This is a genomic window from Miltoncostaea oceani, assembly GCF_018141545.1.
GTDB lineage: Bacteria > Actinomycetota > Thermoleophilia > Miltoncostaeales > Miltoncostaeaceae > Miltoncostaea > Miltoncostaea oceani.
This window is the reverse complement of sequence record NZ_CP064356.1, coordinates 462,324-480,224: the sequence shown is the minus strand read 5'-3', so window position 1 is coordinate 480,224 and position 17,901 is coordinate 462,324. Positions and strand designations below refer to the sequence as shown.

Annotated in this window: 17 protein-coding genes; 8 read left to right on the top strand and 9 right to left on the bottom strand. The window is 74.8% G+C overall.

From position 1 onward, the window contains the following. Nucleotides 1–13: 13 nt before the first annotated feature. Genes ptsP through ilvD form a run of 3 tightly spaced genes read left to right on the top strand, consistent with a single transcriptional unit; the run spans nt 14 to nt 5,403 of the window. Nucleotides 14–2,488, top strand: a complete 2,475-nt coding sequence (ptsP, locus tag IU369_RS02360; protein ID WP_343233191.1) for a phosphoenolpyruvate--protein phosphotransferase — start codon at nt 14–16, stop codon at nt 2,486–2,488. Beyond that, the gene (locus IU369_RS02355) at nt 2,485–3,510 is read left to right on the top strand and encodes an NAD-dependent epimerase/dehydratase family protein (protein WP_217922964.1); all 1,026 of its coding nucleotides are present in this window, start codon (nt 2,485–2,487) and stop codon (nt 3,508–3,510) included. The genes ptsP and IU369_RS02355 overlap by 4 nt, the downstream gene beginning before the upstream one ends. 54 nt (nt 3,511–3,564) lie before the next feature. Further along, complete coding sequence (gene ilvD / locus IU369_RS02350; protein WP_217922963.1) at nt 3,565–5,403, top strand: dihydroxy-acid dehydratase; 1,839 nt, start codon at nt 3,565–3,567, stop codon at nt 5,401–5,403. Here ilvD and IU369_RS02345 read toward each other — a convergent pair. From IU369_RS02345 to IU369_RS02335, 3 genes are read right to left on the bottom strand one after another with little or no spacing between them, the layout of a single operon-like run. After that, nucleotides 5,400–6,587, bottom strand: a complete 1,188-nt coding sequence (locus tag IU369_RS02345; RefSeq protein WP_217922962.1) for a hypothetical protein — start codon at nt 6,585–6,587, stop codon at nt 5,400–5,402. The genes ilvD and IU369_RS02345 overlap by 4 nt on opposite strands. Continuing rightward, nucleotides 6,584–7,213 (bottom strand): YfcE family phosphodiesterase, encoded by a 630-nt coding sequence (locus tag IU369_RS02340; RefSeq protein WP_217922961.1) that lies wholly within the window; start codon nt 7,211–7,213, stop codon nt 6,584–6,586. The genes IU369_RS02345 and IU369_RS02340 overlap by 4 nt, the downstream gene beginning before the upstream one ends. Before the next feature lie 17 nt (nt 7,214–7,230). Beyond that, nucleotides 7,231–8,013 carry an enoyl-ACP reductase FabI gene (locus tag IU369_RS02335; protein ID WP_217922960.1) on the bottom strand — a complete coding sequence of 261 codons (783 nt, stop codon included), beginning with the start codon at nt 8,011–8,013 and terminating at the stop codon, nt 7,231–7,233. A gap of 108 nt (nt 8,014–8,121) precedes the next feature. Here IU369_RS02335 and IU369_RS02330 point away from each other — a divergent pair, with 108 nt between their 5' ends. From IU369_RS02330 to sixA, 3 genes are all read left to right on the top strand, one after another. After that, nucleotides 8,122–9,537 (top strand): copper resistance CopC/CopD family protein, encoded by a 1,416-nt coding sequence (locus IU369_RS02330; RefSeq protein WP_217922959.1) that lies wholly within the window; start codon nt 8,122–8,124, stop codon nt 9,535–9,537. A 65-nt stretch (nt 9,538–9,602) separates the two neighbouring features. Further along, entirely contained in the window at nt 9,603–11,198 is a 1,596-nt protein-coding gene (gene aceB / locus IU369_RS02325) for a malate synthase A (protein ID WP_217922958.1), read from the top strand. 26 nt (nt 11,199–11,224) lie between these two features. Beyond that, nucleotides 11,225–11,749, top strand: coding sequence for a phosphohistidine phosphatase SixA (gene sixA, locus IU369_RS02320; RefSeq protein ID WP_217922957.1), 525 nt, complete (start codon nt 11,225–11,227; stop codon nt 11,747–11,749). Here the strand turns inward: sixA and IU369_RS02315 are convergent. From IU369_RS02315 to IU369_RS23785, 3 genes are read right to left on the bottom strand one after another with little or no spacing between them, the layout of a single operon-like run. Continuing rightward, entirely contained in the window at nt 11,746–12,027 is a 282-nt protein-coding gene (locus IU369_RS02315; RefSeq protein ID WP_217922956.1) for a nuclear transport factor 2 family protein, read from the bottom strand. The genes sixA and IU369_RS02315 overlap by 4 nt on opposite strands. Before the next feature lie 60 nt (nt 12,028–12,087). Then, nucleotides 12,088–12,450, bottom strand: coding sequence for a hypothetical protein (locus IU369_RS02310; RefSeq protein WP_217922955.1), 363 nt, complete (start codon nt 12,448–12,450; stop codon nt 12,088–12,090). Continuing rightward, nucleotides 12,447–12,716 carry an SHOCT domain-containing protein gene (locus IU369_RS23785; RefSeq protein WP_217922954.1) on the bottom strand — a complete coding sequence of 90 codons (270 nt, stop codon included), beginning with the start codon at nt 12,714–12,716 and terminating at the stop codon, nt 12,447–12,449. The genes IU369_RS02310 and IU369_RS23785 overlap by 4 nt, the downstream gene beginning before the upstream one ends. 66 nt (nt 12,717–12,782) lie before the next feature. Here IU369_RS23785 and IU369_RS02300 point away from each other — a divergent pair, with 66 nt between their 5' ends. After that, nucleotides 12,783–13,265: a MarR family winged helix-turn-helix transcriptional regulator gene (locus IU369_RS02300; RefSeq protein WP_217922953.1), complete on the top strand. Its 483-nt coding sequence runs from the start codon at nt 12,783–12,785 to the stop codon at nt 13,263–13,265. A 33-nt stretch (nt 13,266–13,298) separates the two neighbouring features. On the opposite strand, the gene IU369_RS02295 is transcribed toward IU369_RS02300, so the two are convergent. Then, entirely contained in the window at nt 13,299–14,627 is a 1,329-nt protein-coding gene (locus tag IU369_RS02295; protein ID WP_217922952.1) for a citrate synthase, read from the bottom strand. A gap of 227 nt (nt 14,628–14,854) precedes the next feature. On the opposite strand from IU369_RS02295, the gene IU369_RS23505 reads away from it, so the two are divergent. After that, nucleotides 14,855–16,705, top strand: coding sequence for an NYN domain-containing protein (locus IU369_RS23505; protein WP_217922951.1), 1,851 nt, complete (start codon nt 14,855–14,857; stop codon nt 16,703–16,705). A 71-nt stretch (nt 16,706–16,776) separates the two neighbouring features. Here IU369_RS23505 and IU369_RS02285 read toward each other — a convergent pair whose 3' ends face one another. Continuing rightward, entirely contained in the window at nt 16,777–17,493 is a 717-nt protein-coding gene (locus tag IU369_RS02285) for a hypothetical protein (protein ID WP_217922950.1), read from the bottom strand. Further along, nucleotides 17,490–17,900 carry a M67 family metallopeptidase gene (locus tag IU369_RS02280; protein ID WP_217922949.1) on the bottom strand — a complete coding sequence of 137 codons (411 nt, stop codon included), beginning with the start codon at nt 17,898–17,900 and terminating at the stop codon, nt 17,490–17,492. The genes IU369_RS02285 and IU369_RS02280 overlap by 4 nt, the downstream gene beginning before the upstream one ends. Between the last annotated feature and the right edge of the window lies 1 nt (nt 17,901).

The following is a 17,901-nucleotide window of genomic DNA, read 5'->3' as shown; positions in this document are numbered from 1 at the left end:
CCGGGGGGCCGCCGTGGTCGGGATCGTGATCGTGTCCCACAGCGCCCGCCTCGCGGAGGGCGTCGTGGAGCTCGCCCGCGGGATGGCCGGCCCGGACGTCCCCCTCGAGGCCGCGGGGGGCATCGACGAGCCGGGCGAGCTCGGCACCGACGCGGTCCGGGTGATGGAGGCGATCGAGCGCGCCGGCGACGGGGACGTCCTGGTGCTGATGGACCTCGGCTCCGCCGTGCTGAGCGCCGAGACGGCCCTCGAGCTGGTGCCCGACGCGACCCGGGCCCGGGTGACCCTGTGCGAGGCGCCGGTGGTGGAGGGCGCCGTCGCCGCGGCGGCCGCGGCCCGCGCCGGCGGCACCATCGAGGAGGTGGCGCGCGAGGCGCGCGGCGGGCTGGCCGGCAAGGTCGCCCACCTCGGCGACGGCGGCGGCGACGCGCCCGCCCCGGAGCCGGGCGACGACGACGATGCGGGCTGGACCCGCGCCGAGGCCCGCGTGGGCGCCGCCCACGGCCTGCACGCCCGCCCCGCGGCCGCCGTCGTGCGCGCGGCCGCCGACGCGGGCGCCGAGGTGCGGCTGACGAACCTGACGACCGGGCGGGGCCCCGCGTCGGCGCGCAGCATGACCGGGCTGTCGGTGCTCGGGGCGCTCCACGGCCACCGGGTGGCGATCGAGGCGCGCGGCCCCGGCGCCGACGCGGCGATCGAGGCGATCCGCGCCCTGGTGGAGGAGGGCGACGGCCCGCAGGCCGCACCGACGGCCACGGCCGCGCCCGCGCACGCGGGACCCGCCGAGGTCGCTCCCCCCGCCCCCGGGGACGAGCTGCACGGGGTGCCCGCCGCGCCCGGCCGCGGCGCCGGTCCGGCGCGGCCGCGCGGCGGCGCCACGGCCGACCTGCCGGACGCGCCCGCGGGTGAGCCCGCGGCGGAGTCGGCGGCCCTCGCCGCCGCCCTCGCGCGGGCCGGCCGCGAGCTCGAGGAGCTGCGGGCGGGCGCGGCGCCGGAGGCGGCGGACATCCTCGCCGCCCAGGTGCTGCTCGTCGGCGACGAGGCGCTCACCGGACCGGCGGAGGAGGCCATCGCCGCGGGGGCGCCCGCGGCGCGCGCCTACGACGACGCGATCCGCGCCGCCGCGGCCGGGTACGAGGACCTCGACGACGAGTACATGCGCGCCCGCCGCGACGACGTGCTCGACCTGGGGCGCCGCGTCACGGCGATCCTCACCGGCGCCGCCGACGCCGGCCCGGCGGCCGGGGTGCTCGTGGCGGGCGACCTCGGCGCGGCGGAGGTCGCGGCCCTCGACCCGGGGCGCGTCGCCGCGATCGTGACGGCCGGCGGCGGGCCCACGTCGCACGCCTCGATCATCGCCCGGTCGCTCGGCATCCCGGCGGTGGCCGGCGCCGGGCCCGCGGTGCTCGGCGTCGCCGACGGGACCACGCTGCTGGTCGACGGCGACACCGGCACGGTGGTCGTCGACCCCGGCCCGGACGCGCTGGCCCGGCACGAGGCCCGCGCCCGCGACGACGCCGCCGCGACGGCGGCCGCCCGCGAACGGGCGCACGAGCCGGCGGTCACCACCGACGGCCGTCACGTCGAGGTCGCCGCCAACGCCGGCGCCCCGGGCGACATGCCGGCGGCCGCCGCATCGGGCGCCGACGGCGTCGGGCTGCTGCGCAGCGAGTTCCTGTTCCTCGGCCGCGCCGACGCGCCCGACGAGGACGAGCAGCACGCCGCCTACGCGGCGGCCGTCACCGCGATGGGCGGGCGGCGGGTGGTGCTGCGGACCCTCGACGCCGGCGCCGACAAGCCCCTCGCCTACCTCGGCATGCCCCACGAGGAGAACCCGTTCCTCGGCGTCCGCGGGCTGCGCCTGTCGCTCGCGCGCCCCGACGTGCTGCGCACCCAGCTGCGCGCGGCGCTGCGGGCCGCCGCCGGCGGCCCCCTGTCGATCATGTTCCCCATGGTCAGCGAGCTGCGGGAGCTGCACGAGGCGCGCGCGATCCTCGACGACGCGCGGGCGTCGCTGGAGCACGACGGGATCACCGCCGGGGAGGTGGAGGTCGGGGCGATGGTGGAGGTCCCCTCCCTTGCGCTGCTCGCGGGGGCCGTCGCCGCCGAGGTCGACTTCCTCTCCATCGGGACGAACGACCTGACGCAGTACACGATGGCCGCCGAGCGCGGCAACGGGGCCCTCGCGCGGCTCGCCGACCCCGTCCACCCGGCGGTGCTGCGCCTGGTGGCGACGGTGACCGAGGCCGCCCGGCCCCACCCGTGCCGGGTCGCGGTGTGCGGCGAGGCCGGATCGGACCCCGTCGCCGTGCCGCTGCTCGTCGGCCTGGGCGTCGACGAGCTGAGCGTCGCCCCGCCGCGGGTCGCGCTGGTGAAGCAGTGGGTCCGCAGCCTCGACACGGCCGCGGCCGCCGAGCTCGCCGGCCTCGCCCTCGCGGCGCAGGACGCCGACGCCGTCCGCCGGCTGGTCGCCGTCAGCACCTCGTGAGCACCGCGGCGCCGACCGGCCCCGTCCTGATCACGGGCGGCGGCGGCTTCGTGGGGCGCGCCATCCTCGACCGCCTCGTCGCGGCGGGACGCCCCGTGCGCGCGCTCGCGCGGTCCGACGCCTCCGCCGGGGTTCTGGCGGGGGCCGGGGCCGAGGTCGTCCGCGGCGACATCCTCGACCCGGCGTCGCTGGAGCGGGCGATGCGGGGCGCCGAGGTCGTGTACCACGTCGCCGGCCTCAACGGCTTCTGCCTGCCGGACCCGGGCGAGCTGGAGCGCATGAACGTCACCGGCACCCGCAACGCCGTCCGCGCCGCCGCCGCTGCGGGGGTGCGTCGCCTGGTGCTGACGTCGTCGGCCGCCACCATCGGCGAGGCGCACGGGACCGTCGCGACGGAGGACTCACCCCACCGCGGCACGTTCCTCTCCCACTACGAGCGCTCGAAGTTCGCGGCCGAGCGGGAGGCCCTCGCCGAGTCCGCCCGCCTCGGCCTGGAGCTCGTCTGCGTCAACCCCGCCTCGGTGCAGGGGCCCGGCCGGACGCGCGGCACCGCGAAGATCCTGATCGACGCCCTCAACGGGCGGTTGCGGATGGTCGTCGACTCGCGGATGTCGCTCGTCGAGATCGGCGACTGCGCCGACGGCCACCTGCGCGCCGAGGCCCACGGCGCCCCCGGCGCGCGGTACCTGCTGTGCGGCGCGGTGCTCGGGGTGGGCGAGGCGATCGACCTGATCGGCGGCATCGCCGGGCTGCGGGAGGGCCCCCGCCGTCTGCCGGCCCCGGTGGCGATGACGATGGCCACCGGCGTGGAGCTCGTCGCGCGCCTGCGGCGCCGCCGCCCCCCGGTCTGCCGCGAGATGGTCCGGACGCTGCTGCACGGACACGCCTACGACGGGTCCCGCGCCACCCGCGACCTCGGCCTCGTCTACACGCCGGTCGAGGAGTGGATGGCCGCGACCGTCCGGTGGTACGTCGCGGAGGGGCTCGTCACCCGCCCCCTCCCGGGGCTCGCCGGGGGCTAGATTGCCGGGTCGGCGGCGGATCGCCACCGACAACGACGAACGCCCGAGGACGACATGCCCCCCTATCGCTCCCGCACCACGACCCACGGCCGCAACATGGCCGGCGCGCGCGGCCTCTGGCGCGCGACGGGGATGACCGACGCCGACTTCGGCAAGCCGATCATCGCGGTGGTCAACTCCTTCACCCAGTTCGTGCCGGGGCACGTGCACCTGAAGGACCTCGGCCAGCTCGTGGCGCGCGAGATCGAGGAGGCGGGGGGCGTCGCGAAGGAGTTCAACACGATCGCCGTGGACGACGGCATCGCGATGGGCCACGACGGCATGCTCTACTCGCTGCCGTCGCGCGAGATCATCGCCGACTCCGTCGAGTACATGGTCAACGCGCACTGCGCCGACGCCATGGTCTGCATCTCCAACTGCGACAAGATCACGCCGGGGATGCTGAACGCCGCGATGCGGCTGAACATCCCCGCCGTGTTCGTCTCGGGCGGGCCGATGGAGGCCGGCAAGGCGGTGCTGAAGGGGCGCCTGCAGGCCCTCGACCTCGTCGACGCGATGGTGATGGCCGCCGACGACGCCTACACGGACGCGGAGATCGCCACCGTCGAGGAGGCCGCCTGCCCGACGTGCGGCTCCTGCTCCGGCATGTTCACCGCGAACTCGATGAACTGCCTCACCGAGGCCCTCGGCCTGTCGCTGCCGGGCAACGGGTCGACGCTCGCCACGCACTCGGACCGGCGGCGGCTCTTCGTCGAGGCCGGCCACCTGGTCGTCGACCTCGCACGCCGCCACTACGAGGAGGACGACGCCCGCGTCCTGCCCCGGTCGATCGCGACGAAGGCGGCGTTCGAGAACGCGATGGCGCTCGACATCGCCATGGGGGGCTCGACGAACACGGTCCTCCACATCCTGGCGGCGGCCCACGAGGGCGGCGTCGACTTCACGATGGACGACATCGACGCCCTGTCGCGGCGGGTGCCGGTCCTCTGCAAGGTCGCCCCGGCGAAGCCCGACGTCCACATGGAGGACGTGCACCGGGCGGGCGGGATCATGGCGATCCTCGGCCAGCTCGACCGGGGCGGGCTGATCAACCGGGACGAGCCGACGGTGCACGCCCCGACGATCGGCGACGCGCTGGAGCGGTGGGACGTGAGCCGCAGCGACGCCGAGGAGGTCCACGACTTCTTCATGGCGGCGCCCGGCGGCGTGCGCACCACCCAGGCCTTCTCCCAGTCGAACCGCTGGACGGAGCTCGACCTCGACCGCGAGGGCGGCGCGATCCGCTCGCCGGAGAGCCCCTTCTCGCACGACGGCGGCCTCGCGGTGCTGAAGGGCAACATCGCGCTCGACGGCTGCATCGTGAAGACGGCGGGCGTCGACGACTCGATCCTGCGCTTCGCCGGGCCGGCGCGGGTCTTCGAGAGCCAGGACGCGACGGTGCAGGCGATCCTGTCGAACCGGATCGAGCCGGGCGACGTCATCGTCATCCGCTACGAGGGGCCGCGCGGCGGGCCGGGCATGCAGGAGATGCTCTACCCCACCAGCTACCTGAAGGCGAAGGGCCTCGGGAAGGACTGCGCCCTCGTCACCGACGGGCGCTTCTCGGGCGGCACGTCGGGCCTCTCCATCGGCCACTGCTCGCCGGAGGCCGCCGAGGGCGGCGCGATCGGGCTGGTTCAGGAGGGCGACCGCATCGAGATCGACATCCCGGGCCGGACGATCCACCTCGCGATCTCCGACGACGAGCTCGCGGCGCGGCGGGCGGCGCAGGACCGGGCGGGGTGGCGTCCGGTGGAGGCGCGTCCCCGCAACGTCACGCCCGCGCTCCGCGCCTACGCCGCCTTCGCCACGAGCGCCGCCCGCGGCGCCGTGCGGGTCGTCCCCGAGGTCTAGGGGAGGGTCGTCCCCGGGCCGGGCGGGGGCGCTCCCGGTGCGGCGAGCGCCCCGCGGTAGTAGGACCAGGCCGCCATGACGCGGCGCACCCGGTCGAGCTCGTCGTCGAGGAACTCCTCGCGGTTGCGTGCGTCGCCGAGCGCGACGGCGACGAAGTAGAGGGCCGCGAAGCCCCCGAGCGCGCCCGCGACCCGCACGAGCGCCTCGCTGACGATCACCTCGCGACCGGAGATGTCGACGGCCAGCAGCACGTGGGGGGCCTCGCCGACCCATTCGGTCGTGAGCTGCCGGTCGACGATCAGGAGGCCGAAGACCAGGAACGCGACGCCGACCGCCACCCCGACCGCGAGGACGCGGGACCCGAGCGACACCATCAGCGCCGTCGCGACGTTGATCCGCGCGATGCGGTTCAGCGGCGGCGACGTGGGGGCGACGCCGGCCTCGACGAGGGCCCGCGCCGGGGTCGCCCGGGCGTCGCGCTCGAGCTCCGGCCCGGGGGCCGGGGTGTAGAGGGCGCGCCGCTCGCGCGCCAGCCCGAGCACGAGGATCACCCCGGACAGCAGGCCGAAGCCGATCAGGACGGACCCGAACCGCCATCCCTCGAGCCGCCCGAACGCCCGCCACGTCTCCGACGCGAGCGACAGGAACAGCAGCACCGCGAGCAGGGGGGGCAGCGCCCGGACGGCCACCGACGCCGTCGCGACGAGCCCCTCGACCGCGGGGCGCCCCTGGTGCAGCAGCAGGGGGACGACACCGAGGCTGGTGAGGACGTAGACGACCGCCGCCGCCGCGAGCGACCCGGCGGCGACGAGGGCGACCCGGCCCGGGTCGTCGCCGAGGACGGCGCTCGCGAGGGCGGGCGCGAGCACCAGCACCCCCGCCTCCGGGAACCCGACGCGGTCGCCGCCGAGCGGCGGGCGGCCGCGCACCAGGTTCAGGCCGATCAGGACCCCCGCGGCGACGGCGAGGCCGACGAGGACGGCGGGGATGCGCTGCCACCACGGCCAGTCGGGGCGCAGCACGACCGCCAGGCCGGCGGCGAAGAGGAACAGCAGGGCGGGCCGCAGTCGCGTGAGGGTGTCCTCGCGGGGGTCGTAGTCGGCCTGCAGGTGCGGCAGCCCGCGGCGCAGGAACCACTCCTCGAGCTCCGCGAGGGGCGCCGCCGGGCCGGCCGGGCGGCTCACCGGGCGGCCGCGGCGCGCACGGGGCCGATCGGGACGCGGCGGGGATGCAGGCCGTCCTCGTCGACGTCGATGATCCCGATCGACGGGACCCGGGCCTCGGGTGGGACGCCGGCGCGGAACCGCCGGTACGCCCGCGCGCGGGGGCCGGTCGGGTCGCGGGTGCGGCCGTCCTCGACCACGTAGACGGCGCCGGGCGAGAAGCGGGGGACGCCGTCGACGGTCCGCTGGACGGGTATGTGGAGGTGCCCGGTCACGATCAGGTCGACGTCGCCGAAGCGGCGGCGCATGGCGCGGTCGAAGCCGGGCAGCACGGGCCGCCCCGCGATGAGCGACACCGCGACGGCGGGGAGCTCGACGAGGAGGCCGCGGGCGCCGTGGGTGAGGCCGATGCGGTGGCGGCCGACGCGCACGACCACGTCGCGCGGCAGGCCGCGGACGCGCCGGTCGTGGTTGCCGCGCACGGCGACGACGGGGGCGATGCGCCGCAGCCGGTCGAGGACGGACGGGACGCTGATGTCGCCCGCGTGGAGGATCAGGTCGACGCCCGCGAGGGCCCGAACGACCGCCTCGGGAAGCGTGGGGAGCTGCTCCCCGACGTGCGTGTCGGCGACGACGCCGATACGCACGCCGCCGGCCCCCTCCCTCAGAGGCCCATCGCGTGGAAGCCGGCGTCCACGAAGATCGTCTCGCCGGTGACGCTCGCCGACAGCGGCGAGGCGAGGAACAGGGCGACGTCGCCGACCTCGTCCTGGGTGATCTCGCGGCGCAGCGGGGCGCGCGAGTTGATGGTGTCGGCCATCGTCCCGAACCCGGGGATGCCGCGGGCGGCGAGGGTCCGGACGGGGCCCGCGGAGATGGCGTTGACGCGGATGCCGCCGTCGCCGAGGTCCCACGCGAGGTACCGCACGATCGACTCGAGGGCCGACTTGGCGACGCCCATCACGTTGTAGCCGGGCACGGCGCGGTCGGCGGCGATGTAGGAGAGGGCCATGATCGACCCGCCGCCGCGTGCCCGCATGTGGGGCTCGGCCTCGCGGGCGAGGGCGGCGAGGGAGTAGGCGGAGATGTCGAGCGCGAGGTGGAAGCCCTCGCGGTCGGTGTCGATGAACCGTCCGCCGAGGTCCTCGGGGCGGGCGAACGCCACGGCGTGGACGAGGACGTCGATGCCGCCGAGGGCCTCGCCGGCGGCGGCGACGGTCTCCGCGGTCTGGGCGTCGTCCTGCACGTCGAGCGGCAGGATCGCGGCGGGCGGGGTGGTGAGGGTGGCGGCGAGCTTGCGCACGTCCCTCTCGGTGCGCTCCCCCTGGTAGGTCAGGACGAGGCGGGCTCCCGCCTCGTCGAGTCGCCGCGCGATGGCCCACGCGATGCTGCGCTTGTTGGCCACGCCGACGACGAGGCCGGTCTTCCCCTCAAGGAGCTCGGGCACGGGCCCTCCTCGGATGGCTGCATCTCCGGACGTACGACCCCGGATCCGGGCGGCAAACTAGCACCGTGCCCGGTTGCGCGGGGCCGCGCCGACCGCCACGATCGACCGGTGCGCCGCCTCCTGATCGCCGCCCTCGCGGCCGTTGCGTTCCTGGTGGCGTCGGGCACCGCGATGGGGCACGCGGTGCTCCAGTCGACGACCCCGGCGGCCGACACGAGCGTCGCGGAGGCCCCCGCCGTCGTCACCCTGACGTTCAGCGAACCGGTGGAGATCCTCCAGCGCCAGTCCGAGGAGGTCGTCGACGAGGACGGCAACCCCGTCCAGTCGGGTCCGTCCCGCAGCGGCGAGGACCGGCGGACCGTGGAGATCCCGCTGCGGCCCGGGCTCGCGGACGGCACGTACACCGTCCGCTACTCGATCATCGGCGCCGACTCGCACGTCATCCCGGGCGTCTTCGTGTTCGGGGTCGGGGACGGCGAGCTGGCGGAGCCCTTCCTGGGGGGCTCCGAGACGGGCCCCTCCGAGACGGGGTGGTGGAGCACCAGCGCGCGCTTCCTCGAGATCGTCGGCCTCGGCGGGCTGCTCGGCCTGGTGGCGTTCCGCTGGCTCGTGTGGGGCCCGGCGGCGCGGTCCGGGTTGACGGGGGCGCAGGACACCGAGCGCGACGCGGTCCTCGCCTGGGGCCGCGACGTGTTCTGGGTCGCGTTCGGCGCCCTCGCGGTCGGGGCGATGCTCGCCGAGGGCTACCTCCTGGTGGTGCACAGCGCGAGCGTGCTCGGCGTCGGGGTCCTCGACGCGCTCCGCGACGCCCAGGGCATCAGCCAGGTGCTCGGCGACACGCGCTTCGGCTCCCTCGTGCAGCTCCGCGGGGCCCTGCTGTTCGGCCTGTTCGCCCTCGGGTGCGTCCTGTTCCTTCGCGAGTACGGCGGCGCCGGCGACCCGAAGCCCCCGCAGGCCACCGCCGCCCCGGTCGCGACGTTCGCGATGGTCGCCCTGCTCGGCACGGTGCTCGGCGGCGTCGCCGCCCAGGGCCACGCGAGCGTGGCGCCCCTGCCGGTGCTGCAGGTCGGCGCCCACCTCGTCCACGTCGTCGCGGTCTCGGTGTGGATGGCGGGCCTCGCGCTCGTCGTCGTCACCCACCTGCGCCTGCCGCGCGTCGCGGCCGTCGCCGGCCCGGGGGTCGCGGCGAAGGTCCTGAGCCGGTTCTCGCGGGTCGCCCTCGTCGCCGTCGCCGTCGCCGTCGCCACCGGGGTGGTCCGGTCGGTGGGCGAGCTCTCCGACCCCGCCCAGCTCTGGGACACCTCGTACGGGCGCAGCATCCTCATCAAGCTGGCGCTGCTCGCCCCGATCGCGTTGATCGCCCTCTACAACCGGCGCATCGTCGCAGCCGTCGAGCGCATCTCCCGCCCGAACACCCCGACGCTCCGCCTGGTGCGCCGCACCGCGAGCGCGGAGCTCGCGCTGTCGCTCGTGGTGGTCCTCGTCGCGAGCGTCCTCGTGGCCCAGGTCCCCGGGGCCGCCTGATCCGGGGTCGGCCGAGGCGGTAGTCTCCGGGGGTTGACGCGACGAGGAAAGGTGTCACCCCAGCCATGAGCACGATCACCCTGCCCGAGGGAATGCAGATCACCGCCGAGGTGACGCCGGAGATGGCGGAGATCCTCACCCCCGACGCGCTCGCGCTCGTGGCGAAGCTGCACCGCGCCTTCGAGCCCCGCCGCCGCGAGCTCCTCGCGGCCCGCGAGGACCGCGCGCGGCGCCTCGACGCCGGCGAGCTGCCCGACTTCCTCCCCGAGACGAAGTCGATCCGCGACGACCCGTCGTGGAAGGTCGCCCCGGCGCCCGCCGACCTCCAGGACCGCCGCGCCGAGATCACCGGCCCCGTGGACCGCAAGATGATCATCAACGCGCTGAACTCCGGCGCGAAGGTCTTCATGTCGGACTTCGAGGACTCCAACACGCCGACGTGGGAGAACACCCTCAACGGGCAGATCAACCTGCGCGACGCGGTCGACGGCACGATCAGCTTCAGCCAGAAGGGCAAGGAGTACCGGCTCGGCGAGAACCTCGCGACGCTGCTCGTGCGGCCCCGCGGCTGGCACCTGCTGGAGAAGCACGTGACGGTCGACGGCGACCAGGTCTCCGCCGGCATCTTCGACTTCGCGCTCTACATGTTCCACAACGCGAAGAACCTGCTCGCCAAGGGCTCCGGGCCGTACTTCTACCTGCCCAAGATGGAGAGCCACCTCGAGGCGCGCCTCTGGAACGACATCATCGTCATGACGCAGGACGAGATCGGCGTGCCGCAGGGCAGCGTCCGGGCGACCGTCCTCATCGAGACGATCCTCGCCGCGTTCGAGATGGAGGAGATCCTCTACGAGCTGCGCGACCACTCGGCCGGCCTGAACTGCGGCCGCTGGGACTACATCTTCAGCGTCATCAAGAAGTTCCGCAGCCGCCCCGACTTCGTGCTCGCCGACCGTGCCCTGGTCACCATGACCACGCACTTCATGAGCTCCTACTCGCTGCTCGCGATCAAGACGTGCCACAAGCGCGGCGCGCACGCGATCGGTGGCATGGCGGCACAGATCCCGATCAAGAACGACGAGGCCGCCAACGCCGAGGCCCTCGCCAAGGTGAAGGCCGACAAGGAGCGCGAGGCCAACAACGGCCACGACGGCACCTGGGTCGCCCACCCGGGCCTCGTGCCGATCGCGGTCGAGGCGTTCGACGCGGTCATGCCCGGCCCGAACCAGATCGACCGCCTCCGCGAGGACGTCGAGATCACGGCGCAGGACCTCCTCACGTTCGTGCCCGAGGGCCCGATCACCGAGGCCGGCCTGCGGCTCAACATCTCCGTCGGGGTCCAGTACCTCGGTGCCTGGCTCAACGGCATCGGCTGCGTCCCCATCAACAACCTGATGGAGGACGCCGCCACCGCCGAGATCTCCCGCAGCCAGGTGTGGCAGTGGATCCACTCGGAGAAGGGCGTCCTCGACGACGGCCGGACGGTCGACACCGAGCTCTTCCGCACGCTGCTCGCCGAGGAACTGGAGAAGATCCACGGCCAGTACCCGGAGAACCTGCACTCGTACTTCGACCGTGCCGCGGCGCTCTTCGACGACATTTCGACCTCCGACGAGTTCGTCGAGTTCCTGACGCTGCCGGCCTACTCGATGATCGACTGATCGCGGCGCGGCGCGCGTCCCGGCCGGTGGCCGGGCGCGCGCCGCACGCGTGCCCCATGCGCCTGCTGCTGCTGCGACACGGCATCGCCGCGGACGCCGGACCCGCACCGGGCGACCGCGACGGGTCGCGCCCGCTCACGCCGGAGGGCGTCGCGCGGATGCGGACCCAGGCCGCCGGCATGACCCGCCTCGGCATCACCGCCGACGCCGTCGTCTGCAGCCCCCTGACGCGGTGCCGTCAGACCGCCGACATCGTGGCGGAGGCGCTCGGCGCCCCCGTGCGCGAGGACCGCGGGCTCGCGCCCGGCGCCGACCTCGGCGCCGTCGAGGACGCCCTCCTCGCCCACCCCGGCGCCGGGGCCGTCCTCGTGTGCGGCCACCAGCCCGACCTGTCGCGGATCGTCTCGGAGATCACCGGCGGCGCGGCGGTGGCGTTCGGCCGCGGGACCCTCGCCGTGCTCGACGTCGACCGGCCCCGGCCGGGGGGCGGGCGGCTGCGGGCCCTCTACCCGGCGTCCGCTCTGCGGCGGTCGGCGAGGGCGAGGGGCTAGGCGGAGGCGGCGAAGATGACGCGGCCGCGGCGGATCTCCACCACGATCGCGCCGCGGGCGCCGGAGGCGCCCGACCAGCGCAGCGCCGCGCGGGCGCCGTTCTGCTGGGGCGCCGACCAGCCGACCGCGTCCGACGCGATCGCGGCGTGGGCGGCGACGGCGGCCTCGCGCCCCCGCAGCGTGCCCTCGGGGGCGAGCCAGACGGCGTGCTCGTCGTAGAGCTCGGCGAGGGCGTCGCCGTCGCGTGCGCGCGACGCGGTGAGGATCTCCTCGAGCACCGGGAGGGCCGCCTGCTCGCGGTCCTCGTCGGTGGGGTGCCTACCGCCGGCGATCGCCGGCTACCCCATGCTCGGCGGGACGGCGTCGATCGAGCGCACGAAGAGCACCATCAGCTCCTCGGGCAGCAGGTCCTCGGATGCGTCGACGAGGCTCGCGACCAGTTCCATGCGCTCGGTGGCGGCCTTCTCGCGGATGGCCTCCCAGCCCTCGCGCTCGGCCTCGCGGTCACGGGCGAGGTCGGCCATCGTCATCGCGACCTTCTCGCTGACCCGCGGCGTCGACAGCTGGTGGTGCGCGTCGACCAGCAGGATCAGCCGCACCCAGCCCTGGTCGCCGCTCTCGTTCGCGTGGCGGTGCCACTCGGGCGAGACGTACGGCTGGAGGCGGTCGAGGAGCGGGGCCCAGCCCTCGGGCGCGCTCATACGCGGGTCAGGAGCTCGGCCTTCTTGGCCTGGAACTCCTCCTCCGTGATCAGGCCCTCGTCGCGCAGCCGCCCGACCTCGCGGATCAGGTCCGCGGGGGAGTCGTGGCGGGGCTTCGGGCGCATGGCGGTGCGGGGGTCGCCGACGAGCCGGCCGAGGTCCTCTCCGGCCTGCCGGGCGAGACGGGTGGCCTGGTCGATCACGCGGGAGAGCTCCTGGCCCACCTCGCGCGCCGCCTGGCGCATCTGCTCCTGGGGATCGGTCATGTCCCGCAGCCTAGCGCGGCCCGCGCCTTGACGACGCGCGGGTGGGGGGTGGTACCGTCCGAGGTGATGAACCGGTCAACGACCGACGGCGCCCCGGGCCGGGACGAGCTGGCGCGGCGCGCCGTGGAGGCCCTGGATCGCGTCGCGTGCGCCGCGTCGCGCGAGCTCGACCGCCACGCCGCGGGGTACGGCCTGTCCGACGCCAAGCTCGAGGTGATCGAGGCCCTGTGCTGCAAGGGCGAGCGCCGGGCGTGCCTCCACGCCCTCGGCGACGAGCTCGGCGTGACGCGGCCGAACGTCACGAAGCTCGTCGACGGCCTGGAGCGCGGCGGGCTGGTGGAGCGCCTGCCCCACCCGACCGACGGCCGCATGGTGCACGCCCACCTCACCGACCGGGGCGCCGCGCTGGCGGAGGACGCCCTGCCCGGGCGCGAGGTCCTCGTCCGGCGCATCTGGGACGCCCTGGACGACGATGAGCTGGCGCAGCTCGTGGAGCTGCTCGGCGTGGTCGCGGACCACGCCGGCGCCGGCGCGACGACCACCCCCTGAGGGGCGGCCGCCGCGCGGCGGCGGACGTGCGGTCTAGCGGGAGGCGATGTCCACGTAGTCGCGCTCGTCGGCGCCCACGTACACCTGACGGGGGCGGGAGATCTTCTGCTCCTTGTCCTGGAGCATCTCGTTCCACTGCGCGACCCAGCCCGGCGTGCGGCCGATGGCGAAGAGGACCGTGAACATGTCCGCGGGCATCCCGAGCGCCTCGTAGATCAGGCCCGAGTAGAAGTCCACGTTCGGGTAGAGCTTGCGCTTGACGAAGTACTCGTCCTGGAGCGCGATCTTCTCGAGCTCGACCGCGATCGCGAGCAGCGGGTTGACCCCGGTGACCTCGAAGACGTCGTCGCAGGCCTTCTTGATGATCGTGGCCCGGGGGTCGAAGTTCTTGTAGACCCGGTGGCCGAAGCCCATCAGGCGCTCCTTGCCCGACTTCACGCCCTCGATGAAGTCCGGGATGTTCTCCACGGTCTTGATCCGGCGGAGCATCTGGAGCACGGCCTCGTTGGCGCCGCCGTGGAGCGGGCCGTAGAGGGCGGCGATGCCGGCGGTGACGGCCGAGTACGGGTCCACCTGGGACGAGCCGACGCTGCGGACGGCGCTGGTGGAGCAGTTCTGCTCGTGGTCGGCGTGCAGGATGAAGAGCACGTCGAGGGCCTTCACGAGCCGCGGGTCCGGGGTGTACTTCGGGACGCCCGTCGTGAAGAGCATCGAGAGGAAGTTCTCCGAGTAGGAGAGCTCGTTGTTCGGGTAGACGAACGGCTTGCCGGTGATGTGCCGGTACGCGAACGCGCCGAGGGTCGGCATCTTCGCGATGAGCCGGACGATCTGGTTCATCCGGTTGTCGGCGTCCGTGAGGTCCTTCGACTCCGGGTAGAGCGTGGAGAGCATCCCGACGCTCGACTCGAGCATCCCCATCGGGTGGGCGTCGTAGCGGAAGCCCTGCATGAACGTCCGGACGTTCTCGTGCACGAAGGTGTGGTGGGTGATGTCGTGCACCCACGAGTCGAGCTCGGCCTGGGCCGGCAGCTCGCCGTGGACGAGCAGGTAGGCGACCTCGAGGAAGCTCGACTTGTCGGCGAGCTGCTCGATGGGGTAGCCGCGGTACCGGAGTACCCCGTTGTCGCCGTCCAGGTACGTCACGGCACTACGGCACGACGCGGTGTTCATGAACGCCGGGTCATAGGTCATCAGCCCGAAATCGGACTCCTTGACCTTGATCTGCCGGAGATCGGTCGCCCGGATCGTCTCGTCCGTGATCGGGAGCTCGTAGCTCTGACCGGTCCGGTTGTCGACGATCGTGAGCGTCTCCGCGCCGGACCCGGCCTGCGCGTCGCTGGTTGCCGTCTGCTGAGTCGTCATGAAGAAGCTTTCCCTTGACGCGGATTGCGCACCCTGCCGGTGCCCCAGAGTCTCCGGTCGATTGTAGTGACGAGAGCCCCCCGTGGGCTGGATCCGGTCCCCGAAGGGCCGGATTTCCCGCGACTGGTACCATTCCGGCCGCCTGCGTACGCGCGGGCACCGGCATCACGCCGCCTGACCCGCCGCCCGCTTCCGGGCGGCCCACCGAGAAAGATCTGGAGAACCCCATGGCTGAGCACGAGAGCTCACTCGCCGTGCTGGTCGACTTCGAGAACATGGCCCGACCCGGGGCCAAGGGACGAGCCGACTTCGACATCCACCTGGTCCTGAACCGCCTGGCGGAGAAGGGGCGCGTGATCGTGAAGCGTGCCTACGCCGACTGGAGCCGGTACCGCGACGCGCGCCACGAGCTGATGAACGCCGGCCTCGGCCTCATCGAGATGCCGTCCGCGCGCGAGGGCGCCAAGAACCGCGCCGACATCCAGATGGCCGTGGACGCGATGGAGCTGGCCTACAGCCGCGAGCACGTGAACACCTTCGTGATCGTGTCCGGCGACAGCGACTTCACGCCGCTCGTCGGGAAGCTGCGCGAGCTGAACAAGCGCGTCATCGGCGTCGGCAACCGCGAGTCGGCCAGCGAGCTGCTGATCGCCAACTGCGACGAGTTCATCTTCTACGACCGCCTCGCGGCCGAGGCGGCGGGCGGATCGACGGCGCGCCGCAGCCAGGGCAGCGGCCTCAACCTGAACCCCGTCCAGCTGCTGCAGGAGACGCTCACCGCGCTGCAGCGCGAGGGCGTCGAGTGGCCGCTCGCGAGCATCGTGAAGGACTCGATGCGCCGCAAGTACCCCGCCTTCGACGAGAGCGAGCACGGCTTCTCGACCTTCTCCAAGTTCCTGGAGGAGGCCGGCGGCACCGGCATGGTGCGCCTCGAGACCGACCCGCGCAGCGGCACCTACCGCGTCGAGCTCGGCACGACCACCCTCGCGCCGCCGCCGGCCATGGCCGCCGCCGCCGTCGCGACCCCCTCCGCCGACCGCGCCTCCGAGCGCACCGGCGAGGACGGCGAGGTCCGCCGGCGCCGCCGCCGTGGTGGCCGCGGACGCTCCGAGGCGTCCGTCGGCGCCCCCGCCACCCCGGCCACCGAGGGCCTCGCGCCCGACGCCGAGGTGTTCGAGGTGGTCGTCACGCCGACCCCCGACCTCGACCTCGGCACGCTGCCGCCCCTCGACGAGCCGATCTCGTACGAGGACATGATCATGCTCGGCCCGGAGGTCGAGGAGGACATCCCCGAGCTCGTCGAGGCCACCGACGTCGCGGAGGGCGCCGCGCCCGCGCGCAGCACCCGCCGCCGTCGCCGCCGCGGCGCCGGCACCGACCCGGAGCCCACGGTCGAGGACCTCGAGCCGATCGCGCCCGAGGAGCCCGCCGAGGCCGCGCCGGAGGCGGCCCCCGAGGCACCCGTCGCCGCGGAGACCGAGGAGGCCGACGCCCGCCGCCGTCGCCGCCGTCGCGCGACCCCCGAGCCCGACGCCGCCGTGCCGGCGCCGGACGAGGCGCCCGTGGAGCCGGTCGCCACCCTCGGTGACGAGAGCTCCACCCCGCCGTCGGGCGACGCCCTGACCGCGGCCGCCCCGGCCGACGAGGAGGCCCCGGCGCCCGCCGGCCGCCGCCGCGTCCGCCGCCGCGCCGGCGCGGCCGAGCCGGTGGCCGAGGCCGCCGTCGCGGAGCCCGCCGCCGAGGAGGAGGCGCCGAAGCCCAAGCGCCGCACCCGCAAGACGGCCGAGGCCGAGGTCGCCGCCGAGGCGCCCGTGGCCGACGCCGTCGCCACGGAGCCGGTCGCCGAGGAGGCCCCGGCCCCGAAGCGCCGCACCCGCAAGAAGGCCGAGCCGGCCGCGACGACCGAGGAGGCCCCGGCCGCCACGGACGACGCCGCACCGGCCGCGCCGAAGCGCCGCACCCGCAAGAAGGCCGAGCCGGCCGCGACGACCGAGGAGGCCCCGGCCGCCACGGACGACGCCGCACCGGCCGCGCCGAAGCGCCGCACCCGCAAGAAGGCCGAGCCGACCACCGCCTGATCGGCCGGCGGTGGGACACGGGTCGGGCCGCGGCCCCCGGGAGACCGGGGGCCGCGGCCGTTCCCGGGCACCTACGGGGTGGCGCTCACCCGGGTGTAGAGCTCCTGCGCGGCCGCGACGATCGCGTCCTGCGGCAGGCGCTCCGCCGCCGTGCTGACGCCCTGCAGGCCGTAGACGTACGGCCCGGAGGCGAAGGTCACGAAGACGACCGAGCCGGTGGTGCCGGCCTGGTCGATGTCGAGCCGCAGGGCGCGCGCGCCCGGGATGTCCGGCACCTCGATGTCCGTGGAGGGGGCGGAGCTCGCCGTGTCGACCTCGTCGGCGGCGTCGTCGACCTCGCTCTGGGCCGCCGCGTCGTCGCGGAGCGCGATCGCGTAGGTGCGGAACAGGGCGATGCCGCTCGTGGCGTCCGAGCCGAGCTCGTCGCGGAGGATGCCGCCCGCGTAGCCCGCCGACTCGAGGCGCTGCTGCGCCGCCGGCTTGGAGGGGTCGCCCACCTGGTAGAGCGCGTCGACGAACTCCTGCGCGTCGTCGAGGGGGCGGCTGGTGCCGCTCTCGGTGCCGTCGATCGTGCCGGGCGGGGGGAGCCGGTCGTCGCCGATCGTGGCCGGGGTCGCGCTCGTGGTCGGCGCCGCCGTCGTCGTCGCGGCGGTCGTCGGCGCCGTCGTCGGGACGTCGTCGGTGGTGACGGTCTGCGTCACGGTGTCCGACGAGCCGCCGCAACCGGCGAGGCCGGCCAGGGCGAGCGCCGTCGCGGTCGTGGCCACGATGCGCGTACGGGTCCTCATACGATCTCCACCCTCTCCTCGGCGATCTGCTGTCCCTCGGGGGCGCCCTTGCGCAGCCGGAACGCCCGGATCTCGGGCGCGTCGCGGTCGGCGATGGACACGATGAGGTACAGCGTATCCGGGTAGAACGCGAGCTCGACGTCGGTGCGCGAGGGGTACGCCGCCGACCGCGTGTGCGAGTGGTAGATCGCGAGCAGGTCGTCGCCGGAGTCGTCGATGGCGTCCATGATCCGCAGCTGCTCGCGCGGGTCCATGACGTACATGAACGGGCTGCCCTCGCTGTTGCCGGCGCGCAGCACCCGGGTCGCGGTGCCCCCGCGGCCGGCGATCATCCCGCAGCACTCGTTGGGGAGGTCGGCGACCGCGTGGTCGACGAGCTCACGGGCGAGCTCCTGGCTGATCCTCACG